Source organism: Ligilactobacillus araffinosus DSM 20653, from assembly GCF_001435375.1.
Lineage (GTDB): Bacteria > Bacillota > Bacilli > Lactobacillales > Lactobacillaceae > Ligilactobacillus > Ligilactobacillus araffinosus.
In genome coordinates, this window is sequence record NZ_AYYZ01000029.1 from 315156 (window position 1) to 328610 (window position 13455).

Consider the following 13455-nt stretch of genomic DNA (forward strand, 5'->3'; position numbering starts at 1 on the left):
AAAAATGGAGATGATTTTATGGGAAGTCCAATTCATATCACTTCGGAAATTGGGAAGCTTGAGTCGGTTATTTTAAAACGACCGGGACACGAAGTGGAAAACATTACGCCTGACACAATGGAAAGGCTGCTTTTTGACGATATTCCATACTTGCCAATTGCTCAAGAAGAACATGATTTCTTTGCCGATACCTTACGTCAAAATGGCATTGAAGTTTTGTATCTTGAAAAGTTGGCTGCCGAAGCAGTTGCTGATCCTAAAGTAAAAGATCAATTTCTTGAACAAATGATCAGTGAATCAGGATATCTCAGCGGTCCGATCCATGATGCTTTAAAGGAATATTTATTGTCATTCGATAATCAAGACATGATTAATAAGATTATGGCAGGGGTTCGGAAAAATGAAGTTAATTTGACATATCAAAGCCTTCAGGAATTAGCTGAAGATGCTGATTATCCGTTTTACATGGATCCAATGCCGAACCTATACTTTACACGCGATCCAGCTGCATCAATTGGAGATGGATTGTCAATCAACCGAATGACGTTTAAAGCACGTCAACGTGAGTCAATGTTTATGGAATACATTATCAAGTATCATCCACGGTTTGCCAATAAAGGTCTTCATGTATGGCGGAGTAGAAATCATACAAGTCATATTGAAGGTGGAGACGAATTGGTCTTAAGTGATCATGTATTTGCAATTGGAGTTTCACAACGAACAACGGCAAATGCCATCGAGGATATTGCAAAGCATTTATTTGAAGATCATAAATCAAACTTTGATACCGTAATTGCGATTAAGATTCCGCATAATCATGCAATGATGCACTTGGATACAGTGCTAACGATGATCGATTACGATAAGTTCACGGTTCACCCAGCAATCCTTACAAAGGGTGGTAAAGTTGATACTTATACTTTGCATCCAGGTAAGGAAGATGGTGAGCTTGAGATTAAGTACAACGATGACTTAAAAGAAGTCTTAAAAGAAGCCTTAGGGTTGGACGATTTGGACTTGATTCCAACTGGGAATGGTGATCCAATCGTTGCTGCACGGGAACAATGGAATGATGGCTCAAACACATTAGCAATTGCTCCTGGCGAAGTTGTTACTTACGATCGAAACTATGTATCTAATGACTTACTACGGAAACACGGTATTTTAGTACACGAAGTTCGTTCAAGCGAGTTAGCTCGCGGTCGTGGTGGTCCACGGTGCATGTCAATGCCAATCGTTCGTCAAGATTTAAAAAAATAAAATTATAAGATAAAGGGGAATTTAATTATGAGTAATTTTAAAAATGTTTTTCAAGGTCGGAGTTTCTTGGCATGTAAAGATTTCACTCCAGATGAAATCAATTATTTAATTGATTTTGCTTTACATTTGAAAGAATTAAAGAAAAATCATATTCCTCACCGTTACCTTGAGGGTAAGAACATCGCATTATTGTTTGAAAAGACATCAACCCGAACACGTTCATCATTTGTAGTTGCTTCACATGATTTAGGCGCCAATGCAGAATTTATGGGCAAGGATGATTTACAACTCGGAAAGAAAGAATCAATTGAAGATACAGGAAAAGTTCTTGGAAGCATGTTTGATGGAATTGAATATCGGGGATTTGCTCAAAAAGACGTTGAAGAATTAGCTAAATATTCAGGGGTTCCTGTATGGAATGGGTTAACTGATGAATGGCACCCAACTCAAATGATCGCGGACTTCATGACAATTAAGGAAAAATTCGGTCATTTGAAAGGCTTAACATTAACATTTGTTGGGGATGGCCGGAACAATATGGCTAATAGTTTATTGGTTACCGGTTCAATGCTTGGCGTAAACGTTCGCATCTTAGCACCAAAAGAATTGCATCCTGCAAAGGAAATTGTTGAGATGGCCGAAAAATTTGCGAAGGAATCAGGAGCTAAACCAGTGGTTACTGATGATATCGAAGAAGGCGTAAAGAACACAAATGTAATTTACACAGATGTTTGGGTATCAATGGGTGAAAGCAACTGGGAAGAACGGGTTAAACTCTTGAAACCTTACCAAGTCAACATGGAAATGTTCAAGAAGAGCGGCACCCCAGATGACCAAATTATCTTCTTGCACTGCTTGCCAGCATTCCATGATACAAACACTGAATACGGTAAGGAAATTAATGAAAAGTATGGTTTGACTTGCATGGAAGTTACAGATGATGTCTTCCGTTCGAAATATGCATGGCAATTTACTGAAGCCGAAAATCGGATGCACTCAATTAAAGCAATCATGGCGGCTACATTGGGTAATTTATACATTCCATCAGTTAAGATTGATGATTAATTCTAAAATTTAATGTGAGGATATTTTATTAGTAAGGGGTCGATTACAATGGGCAAAAGAATTGTAGTTGCTTTGGGGGGAAATGCGATCGTTACCAAGACAGGGACAGCTGACTCACAAATCCGTTCAATCAAAGAAACAATGAAGAAACTTGTTCAATTTATTGAGGACGGTGATGAGTTAGTAATAACACATGGGAATGGTCCTCAGGTTGGAAATTTGTTATTACAGCAAATTAATGGAAGTTCGGTTGATAATCCAGCAATGCCGTTAGATACATCGGTCGCAATGACTCAAGGGAGCATTGGTTATTGGATGCAAAAAAGCTTGGACGAGGTTTTAAAGGAAAAGAAGCTGAAAAAGAATGTAGCAACAATTGTTACCCAAATTGAAGTTAAAGAAGACGATCCAGCCTTTAAAAACCCCAGCAAACCAATTGGTCCTTTTTATTCAAAACATGAGGCAACGGTTCAGCATACAATGCATTCTGGGTGTATTTTTAAAGAAGATGCAGGGCGTGGATATCGTCGAGTTGTTCCGTCACCAAAACCTCAGAAAATTATTGAAGCGCCAGTAATTGAAAGCCTTTTGGTAAATGGCACCGTTCCAATTGCTGCCGGTGGCGGCGGAGTTCCTGTAATTTGTAAAGAAAATGGTGATCTGCAGGGAGTTGAAGCTGTAATTGATAAAGATTTTAGTGCAGCAAAACTTGCTGAAAATATAAATGCCGATGAGTTAATTATTTTAACCGCGGTTGATAATGTATTTGTAAATTATAATCAACCTAGTCAGAAGGCATTAACCAATGTTACTATTGATGAGTTAAAACAATACATTGATGAAGGACAGTTTGCAGCAGGAAGTATGCTTCCAAAAGTTCGCGCAGTGATTGATTTTGTAGAAAATACAGGTAAAAAGGCAGTAATTACTTCGCTGAAAAATGTAGATAAATTGATTGCTGGCGGAACTGGAACAGTTATTACCAAATAATAAATAAAATCGTCAGCTGATTAGCTGGCGATTTATTTTTAGGAGATGAGGATATTATGGATAATGAAAAAAAGAACGGGATTAATGCATTTGGACTTGCAGCTTTGATTGTTAGTTCAGCAATTGGGACAGGAATCTTTGGATTACCATCACAATTGGCACAAGTTGCAGCCCCTGGACCAGCATTACTAGCTTGGCTAGTTTGTGGAATTGGTGTTTTAGCACTGGTATTATCATTAAATAACCTTGCTAAAAAACGACCGGATATTGATTCTGGGTTATTCGGTTATGCAAAGGCTGCATGCGGTCCGTTAGGAGAATTCATGAGTGGCTGGACGTACTGGATTTCTGCTTGGATTGGAAATTTGGCATTTGCAACTTTCTTAATGTCAGCTATCGGAAACTTTATTGGAATTTTTAAGGGCGGTCAAAATATTGCTTCGATCATTGCCGCAATCGTCTTTTTATGGATTTTGACTTTCTTTGTTAATAATGGGGTTGAAAGTGCTAACTTTGTAAATACGATTGTAACGATCTGTAAGGTTATTCCATTATTTGTATTTATCGTACTAGTTGCAATGAGTTTTAAACTGGGAGTCTTTACCGCTCACTTTTGGACTAATTTTGCTTCAAATGTGAAAGCAACAGGAGTTAATGGTTCTGTATATGGTCAAATCAAAAACAGTATGATGTCGATCATGTGGGTCTTCATCGGAATTGAAGGCGCATCAGTTCTTTCAAGTCGGGCGAAATCACAAAAGGCTGCAAGTCAAGCAACGATTATTGGATTTATTTCATTAGTTGTAATTTACGTTTTTTCAACAATTCTTCCATACGGAGTAATGAGTCAGGCTGCAATCGCGAAAGCCGCTCAACCCGCAATGGGAAGCATCTTGGAAATCGCTGTTGGAAAATGGGCAGCAATTATTATTAACTTAGGAGTTATTATTTCAACCATTGGATCATGGTTATCATGGACAATGCTTCCAGCAGAAACAACTCGGTTAATGGCAAAAGATAAAACTTTGCCTGCTTCATGGGGTAAATTAAACAAGAAGAAAGCACCGCAATTCTCATTGATTATTACGGCTGTTTTACAAACATTGTTCTTATTCTCAATGTTATTTACAACTTCTGCATATAATTTTGCTTCAACACTTGCTGCAGCAGCAATTTTAGTTTCATACATGTTAGTTGGAATTTATCAAATTAAATACTCATTTCAACACAAAGAATGGTGGCAATTCTTTGTGGGGTTGATCTGCGCAGGATTCGAAATTATGGCGGCTGTATTGTCTGGATGGCAAGATTTATTACTTCTGACAATTTCATTCTTACCAGGCTTCGTTTTGTATTACATGGCTTCCAAAGAAGACCATCATCGGATTACTCCACGTGAAAAAATTGTCATGGCAGTTGTTTGCATTTTAGCAATTCTTGCAATTATTTTCTTGTTTACGGGGAAAATTTCAATCAATGGATAACTTAAAATAGCTTGTACGAAGGGTTTCTTCTTTTATACTAAGGAGATGGTCTTATGAAAAAAGGAGAAATAAAAAATAAAGTTGGACTTGGTGGTTTAACGGCGTTAGTTGTTGGAGGAACAATTGGATCAGGAATATTTGCTTTGCCAGCAACAATGACTGAAGGCGCTAATCCAGCAGGTATTCTTTTAGGCTGGGCAATTGTAGCATTGGGCATGCTGGCCCTTGCTTCGGTTTATCGTAATTTGACACTCCAACAACCGGAAATCGATGATGGAATTTATGGTTGGAGTAAGAGAATGTTTGGCAATGTAGGTGGTTTTATTGCTGCTTATGGTCATGGAGCTGGAGATGCAATTGGGAATGCAAGCTATTTAACAGTCTTATTTTCAGCGTTTGGAAGTTTTGCAATTTTCAAGTATTTTGGTAATGGGACTACATGGCCTGCAGTAATTATAGCTTCAATTTTATTGTGGGTAATCGTATTCTTAGTGCTTAAAGGTGTGCATACTGAGACATGGCTAAATAATTTAACAACAATTGCAAAAATTATTCCGATCACAGCATTTTTAGTTTTAGCAATTTTTAATTTTAATCCGCATATTTTCATGGCTCATTTTGCAAGTCAAAATGTTTTTAACGTAACTATTCATCATTGGAGCCATATATCAATTTTTAATCAAAGTAAAAATGTTTTATTGGCTGCAATGTGGACCCTAATTGGAATTGAATCTGGAACAATTTTTGCAACGCGAGCAAAGAAGTTGTCGGATGTGGCAAAAGCGACAACAATTGGAGCATTAATCGTTATTACGTTATTGGTTGGGACAAGTATTTTATCATTAGGATTGTTGTCCCCTAAGACAATTTCAGGATTACATGCACCTTCAATGGCAGGGCTGATGGAGCATATGGTTGGACCGTGGGGATCATGGTTGATTAATATATGCTTAATTATATCCGTATTAGGTGCATTAATTGCATGGGTGAATTTGAGTGCAGAAGAGGTTCGTTTGGCTGGCCGTGGTGGTTCAAGTTCAAAATGGCTAAATGGATTAAATAAGAATGAAGCACCAATTAATTCATTATTTGTGACTGCAGGAATTACTCAAGTTTTAATGATCGTAGCGGGAGCATATTCTGCAGGTTATGAGGTATTATTGAAATTTTCGACGTCACTTTCAATTGTTCCATACTTAATGGTTTCGCTGTATGCATTAAAAAGCGTTATAACCGGTATTGGATTTGGAAATCAACCTTTAAAGCAAAGAATTACATCTGGAATTTGGGCTGTAATTGCAGTTTGTTTCACTGCCTTTATGGTATATGGAGCCGGATTGAAGTATTTATTATTGGCGGCAATTGTTTGGATGACTGGATTTCCATTTTACTATAAAGGTAAGAAAGAACGTTCTGAAAAATGGGGAAAAACTGAGTTAGTTGCATGGATTGTTATTATGGTAATGGCAATTGTTGGAATTTATTCGTTGATTACTGGGGCAATTACATTTGATTAAGATTAATAAAGAGACTGTAAGTTTACAGCCTCTTTATTGTCTATAAATATTAATTTGCAAAATTCACTTGCATATTGATAATAGATTTTTGATAGCGCTTTATGATAAGATAAGATTATCTTATAGCAAGCAAGGAGGATTTTATGGATAAATCAAAAGGAAAGCATAAGTTTAAGATGCCTTCTGCGTTTACGATTCTATTTTTGATTATTATAATCATGGCAATTTTATCATGGTTTATTCCAGCAGGGGCATATCGGACAAAAGACGGTAACATTGTTGCTGGTTCATACCATCGTGTAGCACAACATCCGCAAGGACTTTGGGATATCTTTATGGCGCCAATTATTGGGATGATTGGTGATAAATCAACAGAGGGAGCAATTTCAATTTCGCTGTTTATCCTTGTTATTGGGGGCTTTTTAGCAGTTGTAAATAAAACAAAAGCCCTTGATCAAGGAATTGGTTCGATTGTTAGCAAATATAAAGGTAAAGAAAAAGCATTGATTCCAATTTTGATGATTTTATTTGCCTTGGGTGGAACAACTTTTGGAATGTCCGAAGAGACAATTGCATTTTATCCGCTTTTGATTCCAGTAATGATTAGTTGTGGCTTTGATTCAATGGTCGCTTTAGGAGTTATTATTATTGGATCACAAGTTGGGTGCTTAGCATCAACTGTTAACCCATTTGCTACAGGAGTTGCCTCACAAAGTTTAGGAATATCTCCTGGTGATGGATTAATATCACGGGTTGTTTTATTAGTAATTACATTAACAATTAGTATTGTTTATGTATATCGTTATGCATCAAAAATTGAAAAAGATCCGAAAGAATCGGTTATCTATGATCAGCGTGAATCGGATTATGAACATTTCAATATTGTTGATATGACTGATGATGAAGTTAAAATGAGCAAGCGACAAAAGAAAGTTATTACCGTTTTCATTTTGACATTTGTAATCATGATTTTTGGATTGATTCCATGGGATAGTATTAATAGTCATTTTATATTCTTTAATTCATTTACTAAATGGTTAACAAATTTACCTGTGATTGGAACGCTAGTCGGCAAGGATGTAACTCCATTTGGATCATGGTACTTCTCTGAAATTACAATGCTTTTCCTTTTCATGGCGGTATTAGTTAAATTCTTATATAACATGAGTGAAGAAGATTTCGTAAACACATTCTTAAGCGGGATGGCAGATTTTATCAGTGTTGCCATGGTTGTTGCGGTTGCACGGGGAATTCAAGTTATTATGAATAACGGAATGATTACAGGAACGATTCTTCATTGGGGAGAATTAAGTCTTCAACATTTATCAAGCAGTGCATTTAGTATCATTGCCTATATTTTCTATATTCCAATGTCATTCTTGATTCCTTCAACATCAGGCTTAGCATCTGCAACGATGGGAATTATTGGACCGCTCGGAGAATTTGCTCACGTTGCAGGCGATGTGGTTGTTACTGCATTTCAAGCAGCATCCGGTTGGGTAAACTTAATTACCCCAACTTCAGCAGTTATTATGGGTGCTTTAGCAATTGCACGGGTAAATATTAGTAAATGGTGGAAATGGATCGCCAAACTGATGGTAATTTTGTTTTTTGTTACATGTATCTACCTTGGAGTTTTAGCAGCAATATAGCGGGGAGGATTTAAAATGAAAAATTTAATTAGTGACGATATTCGCAAACAAGCTTTAGACGCTTTGAAAACAATCATTTCACAACCATCTTTTAATCAAGAAGCTGAAAAGAATGCTCCTTTTGGAAAGAATATTCGGTTAGCTTTGGATAAAATGATGGAAATTTGCAAAGATTTAGGATTTACTACATATGAAGATTCCGAGGGGTACTATGGCTATGCCGAAATTGGTGAAGGTTCAGAAACGTTTGGAATTATTGGACATTTAGATACAGTTCCTGCCGAAAACTTTGATGAATGGAATCATGAACCATATAGAGGAATAATTGAAAATGATACGATTTATGGACGTGGTGCTCAGGATGATAAAGGACCAACAATTGCTGCTTTGTTTGCTGTTAAGGCATTAATGGAAGATGGTTACAAATTCAATAAAAAAATTCGTTTCATTTTTGGAACCGATGAAGAAATCTTATGGCGCGGAATTGAAAAATACAATGAAAAGGAATCTCAAATCGACTTAGGCTTTTCACCAGATGCTGAATTCCCAGTTACATATGCAGAAAAAGGATTGCAACAAGCATATTTAATTGGGCCAGGAACTGATCAATTAAAAGTTGAAGATAAAGGTGCATTTAATGCGGTTCCGGCACAAGCATTTTATAATAGTTCAAAATTAGATAAAGTTAAAGATGAATTAGATAATTTGGGATTTGAGTATAAAGAAAAAGATGATGGAATTTTCGTTTTAGGAAAGACGGTTCATGCAATGCTTGCACCTCAAGGAATCAATGCAGTTATTCGGTTGGGAATGGCATTAAATAAGGTATTTGATTTCACACCGCTTAACTTTATTGGCGAACTGAAAGAAGACGCAACGGGAGCAAATATTCTTGGTAAAGTTTCTGATGAAACGGGAGACTTGACGTTTAACATTTCAAGTTTGGAAATCAATGGGAATGAAACGCGGATGCAACTTGATATGCGAATTCCATCAACGATTGATCATGATGAATTGATTGAAAAATTGAGCGAAGTAGTTGAGAAGTATGATTTACAATATAAGCATTACGATTACCTTGCTCCGCTTCATGTTCCCGCAAATTCGACGTTGGTCCAGACATTAATGGATGTTTATCGTGATAAAACTGGCGATAAGGATGCTCAACCGCAAATTTCAGGGGGAGCAACTTTTGCGCGAACAATGAATAATTGTGTTGCTTTTGGAGCAATGTTACCAACAACTCCAGATTATATGCATCAAACCAATGAACAATGGTCGGTTGCTGATTTTAACAAAGCAATGGATATTTACGCAGAAGCTGTTAAGCGTTTATGTGTTGACTAAAAATTATAAAAATGCAATAGCAATGGGCATGCTGTTAGAGAAATTTCAATTACTGCATGTCCGTTTTTTTATTAAGATGAGAAATCATTTTCTTTGAGTGAGCCCTCCATGTAATTAATTCAACGATCGAGGTAATTCCCTCGATTACTGTCAAGCTAAGCCATACGCCGTTAATTCCATATATTTTGGCTGAAAGAGGAACGAGGATCAAGGGAAGAATATATCCTCGAAGAATAACCATTGCGATTGAGATGTATGAATTGTTGATGGCTGAAAAGAAAATATTAAAGATAACGTTTAAACTTGAAAACAGCAAACTAATTAGTAACATTTTCATTCCTGAATTTGCCAAAGCGATGACCTTGAAATTTGATGCAGCATTGAAAAATTCAATAATCAGTCGGCTATTGAAACATACAAAAACTAAGCATATAATTCCAAGTAATTCGGCAATTATCAATCCAAAATGCAGTCCATGTTTAATCGTTTTAAAATTCCGATGGGCGTATTCTTGGCTGACAATCGGTTGGACTCCTTGGGCAACTCCCGTAAATAAAGCTAATGCAACCAAAAGGACGTTGGCTGCAATGCCGTAAGCCGCAACGGCATTATTGCCGCTGACTTTGAGGAATACCCAGTTGTAAATAAAAATTCCAAATCCGGTACTCATTTCGGTTAAAAATGATGGTAATCCAATCGAAAAGGTTTGCCGAAGATCACTCAAAATAAACGGGTGATTTACGAGCTTTAAATGATTTTCTTTTTTTTGAAAGTGAGTCATGATAATTAAGATACTGATAATGGGAGAAAAGCTGGTTGCTAGTCCAGCACCAATCATCCCCATATTGAGACGTAAAATGAAAAGCCAGTCAAGAAAGATATTAGCAAGACTTGAAATCGTCATGGCGAACATTGCGGTTTTGGTTCCATGATCGTTGCGAATAAATCCAAGTAAAAGGTTGTTAAAAATAAATCCGGGACCAAACAATAAGACAATTTGAACGTATTGGAAGGTCATTTTAAAAGTGGTAGGGTCAGCTCCGAGTAAATGGGAGATTTGCGGAGCGCATAAGATTCCAAGCAATGTAAAAACAAGTCCAATGATCAGTCCGACGATCACCGTTTGTGTATATGTTTTCGCTGAACGTTTGCGGTCCCGAATTTGATAGATCGTAAATAATGTTCCGCCGCCCATTCCGAGAAGAAAACCCAGCCCATCCATTACGTTAAAAAGCGGCATTGAAAGATTCATTACAGCAATACCTAAAACACCCATTTTTTGCGCTACAAAATAGCTGTCGGCTAAAACGTAACAACAGTACTTAAAATGCTGCGGAAGACATATTGCGACAACTGTTGATTAAGCGATGCGTTTGAAGTATTGTGCATTAGACTGATCCTTTCTGAATAATTCTTAGTTTCAGTTTATCATAGAGGTTAATGAAAGATAATTAAATCTAAAGCGCTAAAATAAAAATGAAGGAGGGATTAGCATGCGTTCAATGAAAGTTGTTTCGACGAAAAACGATGATGGTTATGAGGTTACAAATGATACAGGTGAATTTGTATTTAAGTGTGATGAGCCAGAAAAACTTGGCGGAAGCAACAAGTACCCGCGTCCAATTGATTATCTTTTAGGTGCTCTAGGTTCATGTTTGAATATAACGGCACGTTCGTTAGCCAAAAGAAAAGGAATTAAGATTAGCACATTAACGATTACGATTATAGGAAATATTGAATCCCGTAAAATTGATAATCAACGAGTTAAAAAGCAAATAACAAGTATTCAAATTAAATTCGAAATGAAATCCGATTTGCCTCGAATTAGGGAAGAGCATTTTTTTCAAGAGTGTGTGACAACATGCCCAGTTCATGCATTGATTGAGAATCAAACTAAAATAACATGGAGCTATTAGAAAAACAGTGTTCGAAAACCAAATTTTATGTTTCATTTTAAAATTTAGAATATTAAAAAGACTGTGATATTAATCACAGTCTTTAATTATTTTAGTAACTAATTACGTTTCAAAACCTGATTGCGAAGTTTCTTGCCTTCTTTAGTTAAAATAACGGATGCTGCAAGGAAATTTGCATTGGGAATCTCTCTAACTAATCCTTTTGTTACTAATGAAAAGTAATTTTTTCCATCAGCCATAAAAATTTCATCTTCAATTTTATTTTTGGCAATTTCCAAAAAAAGACTTTGTTCTTGAGGTGTAAGTTCATTAAATTTCATAGTGAATCTCCTTTCTATGCATCATATGGTCTTTAACTGTCTTTTCACTTTTATAATAGCATTTTCAGCGTGTTTTACCAGTTAAAAGTTACTTAAAAAAGATATGCAATTTTTATAATTGGTACTTACCAAAATTTTAATTGGTTATTGAAACCGACTACGGAATCAAGTATATTATAACTACAGAGTAAAGCGCTTCACTCTGAGTTAATTAAATTGGAGTGATCTTTTATGAATCAAGTAACCGTTATTGGAAGCATCAATCTTGACTGGACAATTCGGGTTGCAAGGATGGCAAAGCCAGGGGAAACCTTGCATACGAAAGAAATTTTCACGGCCGGTGGCGGAAAAGGTGCCAACCAGGCGATTGCTGCGAAACGTTTGGGGGCTAACACTTCCTTCATTGGTGCTGTAGGAGAAGACCGGGAAGTAAGTCGAACAATGCTGGAGCTTTTACATGAAGATGGAATCAACTGCCAGGGGATCGCAACATTACCCAATCATAAAACAGGTCAAGCATTCGTGATCGTTGACGATGAGAGTGAAAACTTGATTTACGTTCATGGCGGAGCCAATATGGCATTTCAACCTGAACACGTTGATCAGAACCGCGACTTGATCACCCATAGCGACTTTTTAGTTGCCCAATTCGAAACTCCAATCGATTGTACAACAGAAGCATTTAAAATCGCCCATCAAAATGGCGTTGTGACGATTTTGAATCCTGCACCGGCAATTGATCAAATTCCAGAAGAGTTATTTAAAGTAACCAATATGATTGTTCCAAATGAAACGGAAGCCGAAGTGATCACCGGAATAAAAATTACTGACCAAGATTCAATGATCAAGGCAGCGGAAAAGTTCCATGCTTTAGGAATTAAAGCCGTTGTGATCACGCTTGGAAGTCAAGGAACTTTTTATAGTTATGCCGAAAAGATAGCGATTATTCCAGCGTTAAAAGTCAATGCGGTTGACACAACGGCGGCTGGCGACACCTTTATTGGTGCATTAAGCAGTGTTTTGAATAAAGATTTCAGTAATTTAGAAGATGCAATCAAATTCAGTAATAAAGCATCATCAATTACAGTTCAACGCTTCGGTGCGCAGCCTTCAATTCCATATTTAAGGGAAATATAAGCCAAGGACATGTAGAGAGAATAGATCGTGAAAAAGATAAAAGTAATTAATTCAGATGTATCGTGGATAATTGTCTAAAGTAATTTGACAGGGGTGAAATAAAATGAAAATTGCACCTTCAATTTTAAGTGCAGATATTGCCAACTTAGGAAGAGATGTGAAGCGTGTTGAGCAGGCTGGCGCGGACTATCTGCATATTGATGTGATGGATGGTAATTTTGTGCCCAATCTTTCGTTTGGAACAAATGTTGTTCGGCAGTTACGCGGTCAATCATATTTGACTTTTGATGTTCACTTAATGGTTGAACATCCTGAAAGTTGGATCGATGAATTTGCTGCTGCTGGCGCGGATATTATCGGGGTTCACTACGAAGCCACCCCGCACATTCATCGCGCATTAAGAATGATTCATGAGGCAGGGAAAAAGGCTGAACTGGTAATTTGTCCGGGAACATCGGTTGCGATGATCACTGATTTACTTTCAGATGTTGAACAGGTTTTAGTGATGACCGTTGATCCAGGATTTGGTGGACAGCATTTCTTACCGTCAATGATACATAAAATCAAACAACTTGCAGAAATTAAAGCTCAACAAGGGTTCGCCTATGAAATTGAAGTCGATGGCGGAATTAATGATCAAACAATCGCGCAATGCAAACAAGCAGGTGCAACGATTGCCGTTGCAGGATCATTTGTTTATAATCACGAAACACCTGCAATTCAAATTCAAAAATTAAAAGCAGTTTAAAAATCTTAATTGAAGGGGA

General features: G+C 36.9%; 12 protein-coding genes. 10 read left to right on the forward strand and 2 right to left on the reverse strand.

What is annotated here, in order from left to right; all coding sequences use genetic code 11:
- The first annotated feature begins 18 nt into the window (after window positions 1–18).
- The 7 genes from arcA to FC64_RS06070 all read left to right on the forward strand — a co-directional run bounded on the left by arcA (window position 19) and on the right by FC64_RS06070 (window position 9315).
- The gene (arcA, locus tag FC64_RS06040; protein ID WP_057907007.1) at window positions 19–1260 is read left to right on the forward strand and encodes an arginine deiminase; all 1242 of its coding nucleotides are present in this window, start codon (window positions 19–21) and stop codon (window positions 1258–1260) included.
- 27 nt (window positions 1261–1287) lie between these two features.
- Complete coding sequence (gene argF / locus FC64_RS06045) at window positions 1288–2325, forward strand: ornithine carbamoyltransferase (RefSeq protein WP_057907008.1); 1038 nt, start codon at window positions 1288–1290, stop codon at window positions 2323–2325.
- A gap of 48 nt (window positions 2326–2373) precedes the next feature.
- Window positions 2374–3315: a carbamate kinase gene (gene arcC, locus FC64_RS06050; protein WP_057907009.1), complete on the forward strand. Its 942-nt coding sequence runs from the start codon at window positions 2374–2376 to the stop codon at window positions 3313–3315.
- 56 nt (window positions 3316–3371) lie between these two features.
- A complete protein-coding gene (locus tag FC64_RS06055; protein WP_057907010.1) occupies window positions 3372–4799 on the forward strand; it encodes a basic amino acid/polyamine antiporter in 1428 nt (475 codons plus the stop codon).
- A gap of 53 nt (window positions 4800–4852) precedes the next feature.
- The gene (locus tag FC64_RS06060) at window positions 4853–6316 is read left to right on the forward strand and encodes an amino acid permease (RefSeq protein WP_057907011.1); all 1464 of its coding nucleotides are present in this window, start codon (window positions 4853–4855) and stop codon (window positions 6314–6316) included.
- Between the two features lie 143 nt (window positions 6317–6459).
- Complete coding sequence (locus tag FC64_RS06065) at window positions 6460–7968, forward strand: YfcC family protein (protein WP_057907012.1); 1509 nt, start codon at window positions 6460–6462, stop codon at window positions 7966–7968.
- Between the two features lie 15 nt (window positions 7969–7983).
- Window positions 7984–9315 (forward strand): M20 family metallopeptidase, encoded by a 1332-nt coding sequence (locus FC64_RS06070; RefSeq protein ID WP_057907013.1) that lies wholly within the window; start codon window positions 7984–7986, stop codon window positions 9313–9315.
- A 49-nt stretch (window positions 9316–9364) separates the two neighbouring features.
- Here the strand turns inward: FC64_RS06070 and FC64_RS06075 are convergent, their stop codons facing one another.
- Window positions 9365–10660 carry an MATE family efflux transporter gene (locus FC64_RS06075; RefSeq protein WP_268888291.1) on the reverse strand — a complete coding sequence of 432 codons (1296 nt, stop codon included), beginning with the start codon at window positions 10658–10660 and terminating at the stop codon, window positions 9365–9367.
- Between the two features lie 148 nt (window positions 10661–10808).
- Between FC64_RS06075 and FC64_RS06080 the strand changes: the two genes are divergently transcribed.
- Window positions 10809–11231, forward strand: a complete 423-nt coding sequence (locus tag FC64_RS06080) for an OsmC family protein (RefSeq protein WP_057907015.1) — start codon at window positions 10809–10811, stop codon at window positions 11229–11231.
- 98 nt (window positions 11232–11329) lie between these two features.
- On the opposite strand, the gene FC64_RS06085 is transcribed toward FC64_RS06080, so the two are convergent.
- On the reverse strand, window positions 11330–11551 hold the full coding sequence (locus tag FC64_RS06085) for a hypothetical protein (protein ID WP_057907016.1): 222 nt from the start codon (window positions 11549–11551) through the stop codon (window positions 11330–11332).
- 231 nt (window positions 11552–11782) lie between these two features.
- Here FC64_RS06085 and rbsK point away from each other — a divergent pair, with 231 nt between their 5' ends.
- Window positions 11783–12688, forward strand: a complete 906-nt coding sequence (rbsK, locus tag FC64_RS06090) for a ribokinase (protein ID WP_057907017.1) — start codon at window positions 11783–11785, stop codon at window positions 12686–12688.
- Between the two features lie 103 nt (window positions 12689–12791).
- Window positions 12792–13436: a ribulose-phosphate 3-epimerase gene (gene rpe / locus FC64_RS06095; protein ID WP_057907018.1), complete on the forward strand. Its 645-nt coding sequence runs from the start codon at window positions 12792–12794 to the stop codon at window positions 13434–13436.
- The last annotated feature ends 19 nt before the right edge of the window (window positions 13437–13455 follow it).

Coding starts and splice junctions, on each gene's coding strand:
- FC64_RS06060 (WP_057907011.1), top strand. CDS start 4,853: ATGAAAAAAGGAGAAATAAAAAATAAAGTTGGACTTGGTGGTTTAACG.
- FC64_RS06080 (WP_057907015.1), top strand. CDS start 10,809: ATGCGTTCAATGAAAGTTGTTTCGACGAAAAACGATGATGGTTATGAG.
- FC64_RS06065 (WP_057907012.1), top strand. CDS start 6,460: ATGGATAAATCAAAAGGAAAGCATAAGTTTAAGATGCCTTCTGCGTTT.
- FC64_RS06055 (WP_057907010.1), top strand. CDS start 3,372: ATGGATAATGAAAAAAAGAACGGGATTAATGCATTTGGACTTGCAGCT.
- rpe (WP_057907018.1), top strand. CDS start 12,792: ATGAAAATTGCACCTTCAATTTTAAGTGCAGATATTGCCAACTTAGGA.
- rbsK (WP_057907017.1), top strand. CDS start 11,783: ATGAATCAAGTAACCGTTATTGGAAGCATCAATCTTGACTGGACAATT.
- argF (WP_057907008.1), top strand. CDS start 1,288: ATGAGTAATTTTAAAAATGTTTTTCAAGGTCGGAGTTTCTTGGCATGT.
- arcC (WP_057907009.1), top strand. CDS start 2,374: ATGGGCAAAAGAATTGTAGTTGCTTTGGGGGGAAATGCGATCGTTACC.
- arcA (WP_057907007.1), top strand. CDS start 19: ATGGGAAGTCCAATTCATATCACTTCGGAAATTGGGAAGCTTGAGTCG.
- FC64_RS06085 (WP_057907016.1), bottom strand. CDS start 11,551: ATGAAATTTAATGAACTTACACCTCAAGAACAAAGTCTTTTTTTGGAA.
- FC64_RS06070 (WP_057907013.1), top strand. CDS start 7,984: ATGAAAAATTTAATTAGTGACGATATTCGCAAACAAGCTTTAGACGCT.